The organism is Candidatus Hepatincolaceae symbiont of Strigamia maritima, assembly GCF_055505085.1.
Window position 1 is genome coordinate 1 of the sequence record NZ_DBKDTU010000163.1, and the last position, 7,469, is coordinate 7,469.

General features: G+C 28.3%; 13 protein-coding genes. All 13 read left to right on the forward strand.

Annotation, left to right across the window (positions count from 1 at the left end):
* Positions 1-25 precede the first annotated feature (25 nt).
* Positions 26-325 (forward strand): hypothetical protein, encoded by a 300-nt coding sequence (locus ACQCX0_RS04360; protein WP_462562956.1) that lies wholly within the window; start codon positions 26-28, stop codon positions 323-325.
* Positions 326-439: 114 nt separating this feature from the next.
* Positions 440-676, forward strand: a complete 237-nt coding sequence (locus ACQCX0_RS04365; RefSeq protein WP_462562957.1) for a hypothetical protein — start codon at positions 440-442, stop codon at positions 674-676.
* A gap of 19 nt (positions 677-695) precedes the next feature.
* Positions 696-1,169 (forward strand): hypothetical protein, encoded by a 474-nt coding sequence (locus ACQCX0_RS04370; protein ID WP_462562958.1) that lies wholly within the window; start codon positions 696-698, stop codon positions 1,167-1,169.
* 71 nt (positions 1,170-1,240) lie between these two features.
* Entirely contained in the window at positions 1,241-1,669 is a 429-nt protein-coding gene (locus ACQCX0_RS04375; protein ID WP_462562959.1) for a hypothetical protein, read from the forward strand.
* A gap of 74 nt (positions 1,670-1,743) precedes the next feature.
* Positions 1,744-2,763, forward strand: coding sequence for a hypothetical protein (locus ACQCX0_RS04380; RefSeq protein ID WP_462562960.1), 1,020 nt, complete (start codon positions 1,744-1,746; stop codon positions 2,761-2,763).
* Positions 2,723-3,238: a hypothetical protein gene (locus ACQCX0_RS04385; RefSeq protein WP_462562961.1), complete on the forward strand. Its 516-nt coding sequence runs from the start codon at positions 2,723-2,725 to the stop codon at positions 3,236-3,238. Before ACQCX0_RS04380 ends, ACQCX0_RS04385 begins: the two co-directional genes overlap by 41 nt.
* Before the next feature lie 231 nt (positions 3,239-3,469).
* Positions 3,470-4,006, forward strand: coding sequence for a hypothetical protein (locus ACQCX0_RS04390; protein WP_462562962.1), 537 nt, complete (start codon positions 3,470-3,472; stop codon positions 4,004-4,006).
* 63 nt (positions 4,007-4,069) lie between these two features.
* Positions 4,070-4,324 carry a hypothetical protein gene (locus ACQCX0_RS04395; protein ID WP_462562963.1) on the forward strand — a complete coding sequence of 85 codons (255 nt, stop codon included), beginning with the start codon at positions 4,070-4,072 and terminating at the stop codon, positions 4,322-4,324.
* A 133-nt stretch (positions 4,325-4,457) separates the two neighbouring features.
* Complete coding sequence (locus tag ACQCX0_RS04400) at positions 4,458-5,042, forward strand: TcdA/TcdB pore-forming domain-containing protein (RefSeq protein ID WP_462562968.1); 585 nt, start codon at positions 4,458-4,460, stop codon at positions 5,040-5,042.
* A gap of 76 nt (positions 5,043-5,118) precedes the next feature.
* On the forward strand, positions 5,119-5,502 hold the full coding sequence (locus ACQCX0_RS04405; protein WP_462562964.1) for a hypothetical protein: 384 nt from the start codon (positions 5,119-5,121) through the stop codon (positions 5,500-5,502).
* A gap of 158 nt (positions 5,503-5,660) precedes the next feature.
* Positions 5,661-5,993: a hypothetical protein gene (locus tag ACQCX0_RS04410; RefSeq protein ID WP_462562965.1), complete on the forward strand. Its 333-nt coding sequence runs from the start codon at positions 5,661-5,663 to the stop codon at positions 5,991-5,993.
* A 27-nt stretch (positions 5,994-6,020) separates the two neighbouring features.
* Positions 6,021-6,227, forward strand: a complete 207-nt coding sequence (locus ACQCX0_RS04415; RefSeq protein WP_462562966.1) for a hypothetical protein — start codon at positions 6,021-6,023, stop codon at positions 6,225-6,227.
* Positions 6,228-6,394: 167 nt separating this feature from the next.
* A complete protein-coding gene (locus ACQCX0_RS04420) occupies positions 6,395-7,291 on the forward strand; it encodes a DUF488 domain-containing protein (protein ID WP_462562967.1) in 897 nt (298 codons plus the stop codon).
* Positions 7,292-7,469 lie beyond the last annotated feature (178 nt).

Consider the following 7,469-nt stretch of genomic DNA (forward strand, 5'->3'; position numbering starts at 1 on the left):
AAAAATATAAGGAGAAAAACATATTATGAATAAGAAGATATTAATAGAAATTAAATTATACATAGATCAATTAACACATCTTACAAATACCATACTACTAACCCCAGACGTAGCAGAAACAGAACACTCAAGAATTTTAAAAAGCATTTCAACTCTTTTAATAGACATAGCAGAGCTGACAAACGGTGATGAATCTTATTACACGGAGAATATAGATATTCTTGAGAGTTTTCATAGAATAATCTCTGTTGCGTTCAGTTTGCAGAAAATTATTTGGAACTATACGACTCAATTTTTCAGTCAATACATCAATTCAAAAATATAATTGAAAGAAGTTTAATAGCTCAAGTAAAACTTTCCTATACCAACCTACCACATGATTACCATTTTGTATTTACAAATAGTAAATTAACCCCCTTCGCAAGAAGCAAGTTTAAAAATGTGGGCTTATTATGCGAGTACTATTAATGAACGCAATAGAAATGATCCTTCTATTAGACAGATTAAATTAAATATATGGGTAGATTTTGAACACTCATACCTTGATCAATTTAAATATTTATTAAATCATGACGTAATTTTACTTTTAGCCAATAAATATAATCTTACATCTAAAGATGTAGATATATTCTTACAAAATCTAACAGACCTTAACTTCATGGGGGGAAATAACTAATAATAAGTATAAGAATTTCATGCCTGAATATCACCATAACATGCAGTCTTTATTAAAAAAATGGCAACATGTTTTAGAAACTACTACTAATAGAAAATCAGAATTTAACTTAAGCATTGATTTTTTAAAACGATCTGTAACAAGTATAACTAAGGATGATATACAAGAATATAAAAACACAATCATTAATACTCAACAACAAATACAAAAATTAGCTAGAGATTTAAATATAAAATTACACAGCATTTCACCAGAATACCTAAGGAACTTAGAAACAAAAATATTAGAAAGAAAAGGAGAAGATTTTCTTGAGATACAGAAAATCTTAAATAGATTTATAACAAAAGACCCTGTTACAGGACTTTCGCATATAGACTATGAAAGTTATGTTAGAGTATCCTCATCTGGGTTGATAATATTTACAAACCTATTATCTTATATGAAAATGGTGGAACCATTGTTGATTTCAGTATGCTCCCCAAAATTAATATGAAAAACATGCTACTAGAAATACAAAAAACATCACCATCCTTTGTTCAACTCCTAAATGATACTAACTTTCTCATGGAAATAAACTCACAAAACACTGATTTATATAAATTGTTACAGATTATAACTGATGAGTTTTTAATTAGAATGACAGAGATACCAGGACAATTTAATATATCTAAGGATAGTTTAAAAGAAATTTTAAACGATTACCCAGAAAGAGAATCCTATATTACAATAACCCTAGCGTACAAATTAAGTCAACTCTATAACAAAGATTATGATTCTACATATCTTGAAGGAATAAATTTCTTGAAATTTCTAAAATCTGGAGATATTAGAAAATTTATGCTTTTTGAGGAAATAAAGGTACATAACCATGCCTTAAAAGTAGGTCCATTAAGTAAAGAATGGGCATTATATAGAATGAAAATAACCTTACGGATAAAATTACAAACATTGATATTCAAAAACAAAGACTTGGCATACATACTAACCTATTAAGTACCCACAAAAACAGCCTAAACTTACAAAAAATATTGGATGCTCTAGATACCTCATATCAGGCTATAAAGAAGATGTATACAATAACGGGGAACTGGTATATTAGTGGCAAGCAAGATGTTATTTCTGCAATGAAAGAGAAGTATTCTAACATTCTTTTGCATAAGCAATTTATTTACAACAAACCTATTTACCAATTATATTTTGATTGTTTTATTAGTAATTTTCTACCAAAATACATAGAATATTCTTACGCTAACAACGGTAACTATCAAAATATTATGGAAAATATATTATTTTCTTTTGCATGTGAAGTAGCTATAAATAGTGTTATCGCAACATATGATACTTTGCCCATTAATGATCTAAACAAATTAGAGTTCTTTTCTTTTAAAAATACCCTAGAAAATACCAATTTTTTAATGTTTTCTAGGGTATATGCTAATATTACTAACCCTAAAATATTAGAAGATAATATTTTTGTTGGCATGTATGTTAAATATATTCTAAAAAATGAAGCTATACATTCAAAGAATTTATTTTATAAAATGATTGGTAAGACTATCACTTCACCAATAAAAAGGGCTTTTAAAAAAGATGTTTATATTTCATTAACATTTGATAGAGATGAACAATTCAGGAATTATATTTCCAGCCTTAAATCATCTGTAAAAAAACAAAAAATTATTACTTATTATAACACTTCAGAAGGTATAAAGATAGAAGGCTCTAATTTTTCAATAGATAACAACACTAAAGTATATATAAACATACATAGTACAGTCTTGAAGAGCAATGTATATGGATTTGCTTGCAATAATATTGATCCTAACAACACGGAAACACTGAAAACAGAGTATTGCTCTGTACAAAAGATGGCTGAGTTTTTTAATGCTAATAAAAACCAATTTTGCTATAAAAAAGATGGCAACTACCATTTAGAGAGGTTATCATTTCGGGCTTGCGGAGTTGGAAAAAAATATAAAGAATTACACGTAACTGCCTTAAGAGAATTAGTAAATTCATTAAAAAGCTATAATATATATAACAACCATGACCTTAAGCTTAGAATCAGTATTAACAGCTGGCTATAAAGATCAAGAGTTCTTATTAAGAGATGGCTTAAATGTCAATTACAGGCAAAGTGAAGAAAAATTAATAGCTTATACATATCCCAATAAAAACAATACTCAATACTCTACTTACATTATCACAGAAACGATAGGGAAAAATGATTTTGATTTCTCTTCTATCGCAAACAATCATGAAATATTTAATAAGTATCATTACGACGTATTACAGACGGAAAATAACAACATAAGAGTTAAAGTTGCTCTTGAAGAACTTATCCACAATGCTAAAGGTAAATTAACCGGCAGGATTTGGTTACAGACTAATGTACTCACCCTAATAAATGAGGAGATACATTATTTTGTATGTATAACAGATGTTACAAATAAGTATAAACGTATTGAAATAAATAGAGTTCAATACCAAGCTATAAGAGACTATCAGAAACAGTACCCTGAAACAATATCTGTAGCAACTGAAAATATAGAATTTTTTTAATTATATAGAGAAGATTTATCAAAATTACAAAAATCTCTAGAAACTTTAAAAAGTAATCTTTCTGCTAATAATCTACTTTTAGATACCCTAGAAGTACAAACGATAGGAGCAACAAGTGAAGGCGACGGAGATGTATATAGTATTATAAGCAAAGATAGTGCTACTAATCAATACAATAGGGTATTCTTAGATTTAGAAGTATATACTCTATTAAAAAGATACGAACAAGATATGAACTTTAGAGGACAGAATATTGCTTTAGCTAATATAATTCATAATAGAGAAGGAATCTTGCAGCTTAATATAGAAAATACTGGAGCAGATATAGCTACTAATATGGAGATAGCACCAGCAATAGAAGCTGAGAGATTTCGGAGCTTAGAGCATGATAGTTATAAGAAGAGTAGTGAGTTTACTGCTACAGAGAAGGCAATAAAGAGAAGCATATATGATATGGAGAACGAACAGTTGTATAGCGGTTTGGTGTTAGCAGGAGCAGAGGAAGGGATGAGCTATGATACTCCTAATTTTAAAGAGAAAATAGAGAATATCACAAGTAAATATTTAGAGAACGGTATTGAATTAATCAATAGAAGCCCAGATAAAAGCAAACTAACATTTGACGGAGATGATGCCTTAGCAATATTAGAAGAAGGAAACGGTACTAATAAAGAAACCTTGTTAGATAGAAAGTTCTGGGAAAATATAGCCAGAGCTTACAATAAAGATAAAACTCCCTTTTTAGATTTAATTGCAGTAAGAGAATAAATCATTTACGGCAGTGCTTATGAAGCCGCACTTATTGCAGAATTTAAGGAAAAGTTAGAAAACATGAGGCTATCTTTAGATAAACTCATGACTGAAACAAACTTAAGTAAAGAATATTTTCCACTAATTGATTCCATAGAAGTAATTCATGGTTATGAGGGAGAAAGATTTACCACAAAATATAAAATACCTTTTATCAAAGCAAAACAGGAAATAAATAATAACGAGATTATTCATATTGAAACGAAAGATCCCAGTGTTTATGAATTGAAAGAATTTATGAATACCACTCTAGCTGAGATTAAAAATTCTATGTAATATAAAAACGGTAAATTAGGGTTTAGAGAACAATATTTGGAAACTGCTGGTTCCCTACTAAATATTTATTTGTTCGTACAATATAATAAGAGGAGTAGTAAAAAATCACGGAGCCCCATTAGGTGGAGCAAAAATAGATAATACTGTTCTAGCAAATACACTAACTGTACATTTTTATATAAATATTGTAGGTGGTACCATTGGGATTATCGGAAGTGCTGTACAATTAACTAGATTAGCTCTAAGGTTAACCAAAATTGAAATTAAAGCCTTTTCCTCAGAGCTTTTCACAACTTTAGGTAAGGTTGCCAGTAGTGCTATGGAAGTTGCAGGCATAGCAATAGGGATTATAAGTGTGGTTTTAGATAGTATAGGACTCTCTGAGACGGATGATGAAGACCAAAGAGCATTGATAATTGCTCAATTAGTATTTGATAGTATATTTTTATTAATTTCTGTAGTCTCTGTAACTTTAGTAGTATTAGGTATGATTGCACTCTCAACCATTTTAGGACCTATAGGATTAGGTATTGCCTTAGTTAGTATAGATGTAATAGCAATTATAACTACTTACAAAGAAGCTCAAGAAAATATTAAGAAAGCAAGAACATTATTAAAACTCTTTAATCAGCTTTATGATGACTATAACACTGCTTATGAAATTAAGAAACAAAATAATAAAACCGTATTTATTCCTAAAACCTCCATAAAAAAATAGATACCATAAGTAATACTATAGAATATAACTCAGATCGCTACATGGGGGAAAAGCTAAACAAGATGTTGGTATTGCTATGGAGGATTGGTTTATAACTACATTTGGTGGACAATCTATTATAACCCCACAGGATAGCGGTATATTGTATAATTTAAGAGTAGCTTTCGGATTGCCTCTAAGTGAAACGGTAGATTTAAGCAAAGTATATACTCTGGTATTACCAACAAGGCTAACTTCCAGTATGAGATTAAGTCATACTACCGCAAAAGGAACACATACCGAATTGTATAATGATTATAAGAATCCTCCGGTTTATAAATTGCAAGATTATGGTTATGCCAAAGAATTTGTGGTGATGGTAGATGAAGGTACTACCACCTTAGTAATGGTAGGCTTACCACAAAACATAGTTATGGAAATGAGTATGGTTATGATGATAGTACTTGTAAAATTATTTTAGGTGATAATATAAAAACAGTAATAGTACCTCTAAATGACAGTAAAGGAATTACTAAAGAGCAAAAACACCAATTATATTTAATAAAAGACCATTTAAGTTATAAATTAACAACTAAGGGCAGTAAACTTAATCTAGTTTTAGGTGAGATCTCGGTAAAAATGAATATTTACTTAGAAAAAGCAACAGAGTTATATCTTTACGCCCCTCAAGATACCAAAGCCACTGACATTAAAGTCAAAAGTAATACTGAAATTTATATTGGAAAACAAGTTATTACCTTAGAAAACAGAAGTAAGAATAACAAAATATTTGTAGCATCTAGTGAACTTAATGAGTTGTATTTTATAGAATATAATACTTTAAAAATTATTCCTAATACTTGTAATGCTGAGCATAACCTTAACCATGGTAAATTATTAGAAGAATTAACTATGTATGATCATTTTGCCTTTGGTAATTATATTTTAATTAACAATTATAAAGATAATTAAGGCTTTGATGGTAGAGCTTATTATGATGTGTTACATAAAAGTTTTTTATACTGCCCTTATTTTACAGGAGAAAACTATGAATTTATTTATGTAACTAAAGATAGAGCTTTCTTTAAACTAAAAATAAAAGATAAAGAAGAATACAGATTAGTTTCTAATAAACTAACAAATCCTTATGATTCTCATGAGTATTTACCCATTGATTCTAAGTCCTCATGTAGTCAGCATAATTAAATGGCAGAATGGGAAACTTTAAATGGCATAAATTTTGCTTAGTGATAGAATAAAAATTGTCAAGTTTTTATTTTGAGATAATACAAAATGCACTCATATATACTAGCAATTTTTTAATGGTAAAAATAAATAATATTTTCTATACTGAGATATTAAGAGGCATATTTATGGCACTATACAATAGGCAAAAATTACTACTTGCAATAATCCAAAAATTTAATGGTTGTTTAACTAAAACAGCTTTACATAAGCACATATTCTTATTTTTAGAAGAAAATAAGAATTCTATCGATAGTTTATATGAATTTATACCATACCAATACGGGTGTTACTCATTTCAACTTGCTACAGATAGTAGTAAATTATTAGGCATGGAACTTATATTAAACGAAGATAAATTTAAGTTACCTATAGTGCATGACGACTACATAAAGTTATTAGATAGTAATATTCTTGAGCAACTAGAAGAATATTATAATAAATATAAATCTATTACCTTAAATGACCTTATTAAGAAAATATATACTAACTATCCTTATTATACTATTTACAGTCTTATAGCACATGAACATCATAGTAATGCTGAAGTAATAAAAAAAGATTATTTTAAATCCCAAGAACAAAATACAGCGATATATACTATAGGATATGAGGGTTCATCCATAGAAAATTATATTAACAGGTTAATTAATAATAATATAAAACTTTTAATAGACGTAAGATTTAATCCTAATAGTAGAAAATACGGTTTTTCTAAAAATTTTTTTCAAAATTATTTACAAAAAATAGGTATAGCATATTATCATATACCTGAATTAGGAATAGATAGTTCTTTAAGAATTAATTTAGATATAAAAAATAAAAATACCTACACAGAATTATTCATAGATTATGAGAACAATTTACATAATAAAGAAGATTATATTACAACAATATTAAATTTAGTTAAAAAGCATAATAGAATTGCTCTAACTTGTTTTGAAAAAGATGTTTGCATGTGTCATAGAAGTAAAATTGCAGAGTATATTACTAAAATATCTGATTATAATATACAACATATATAAAAATGGAAAGAATTAATAAACAAATACTAATATTAGTAAAAACATATCCTAATCTTTCTAGTAAATATAAAGAAATAGTATGTACTGCTGGTATAGATAAAGAAGGCAATTGGTACAGGCTATATCCTACAGATCGGAAGAGCGGTTCAGCAGGAATGCCGAGACCGATATCGTATGC

Excerpts from the sequence above, each read along its gene's own strand:
- ACQCX0_RS04395 (WP_462562963.1), top strand. The coding sequence starts at position 4,070 with ATGAGGCTATCTTTAGATAAACTCATGACTGAAACAAACTTAAGTAAA.
- ACQCX0_RS04385 (WP_462562961.1), top strand. The coding sequence starts at position 2,723 with ATGACCTTAAGCTTAGAATCAGTATTAACAGCTGGCTATAAAGATCAA.
- ACQCX0_RS04410 (WP_462562965.1), top strand. The coding sequence starts at position 5,661 with ATGAATATTTACTTAGAAAAAGCAACAGAGTTATATCTTTACGCCCCT.
- ACQCX0_RS04420 (WP_462562967.1), top strand. The coding sequence starts at position 6,395 with ATGGCACTATACAATAGGCAAAAATTACTACTTGCAATAATCCAAAAA.
- ACQCX0_RS04380 (WP_462562960.1), top strand. The coding sequence starts at position 1,744 with ATGTATACAATAACGGGGAACTGGTATATTAGTGGCAAGCAAGATGTT.
- ACQCX0_RS04365 (WP_462562957.1), top strand. The coding sequence starts at position 440 with ATGTGGGCTTATTATGCGAGTACTATTAATGAACGCAATAGAAATGAT.
- ACQCX0_RS04375 (WP_462562959.1), top strand. The coding sequence starts at position 1,241 with ATGGAAATAAACTCACAAAACACTGATTTATATAAATTGTTACAGATT.
- ACQCX0_RS04370 (WP_462562958.1), top strand. The coding sequence starts at position 696 with ATGCCTGAATATCACCATAACATGCAGTCTTTATTAAAAAAATGGCAA.
- ACQCX0_RS04390 (WP_462562962.1), top strand. The coding sequence starts at position 3,470 with ATGAACTTTAGAGGACAGAATATTGCTTTAGCTAATATAATTCATAAT.
- ACQCX0_RS04360 (WP_462562956.1), top strand. The coding sequence starts at position 26 with ATGAATAAGAAGATATTAATAGAAATTAAATTATACATAGATCAATTA.
- ACQCX0_RS04405 (WP_462562964.1), top strand. The coding sequence starts at position 5,119 with ATGGAGGATTGGTTTATAACTACATTTGGTGGACAATCTATTATAACC.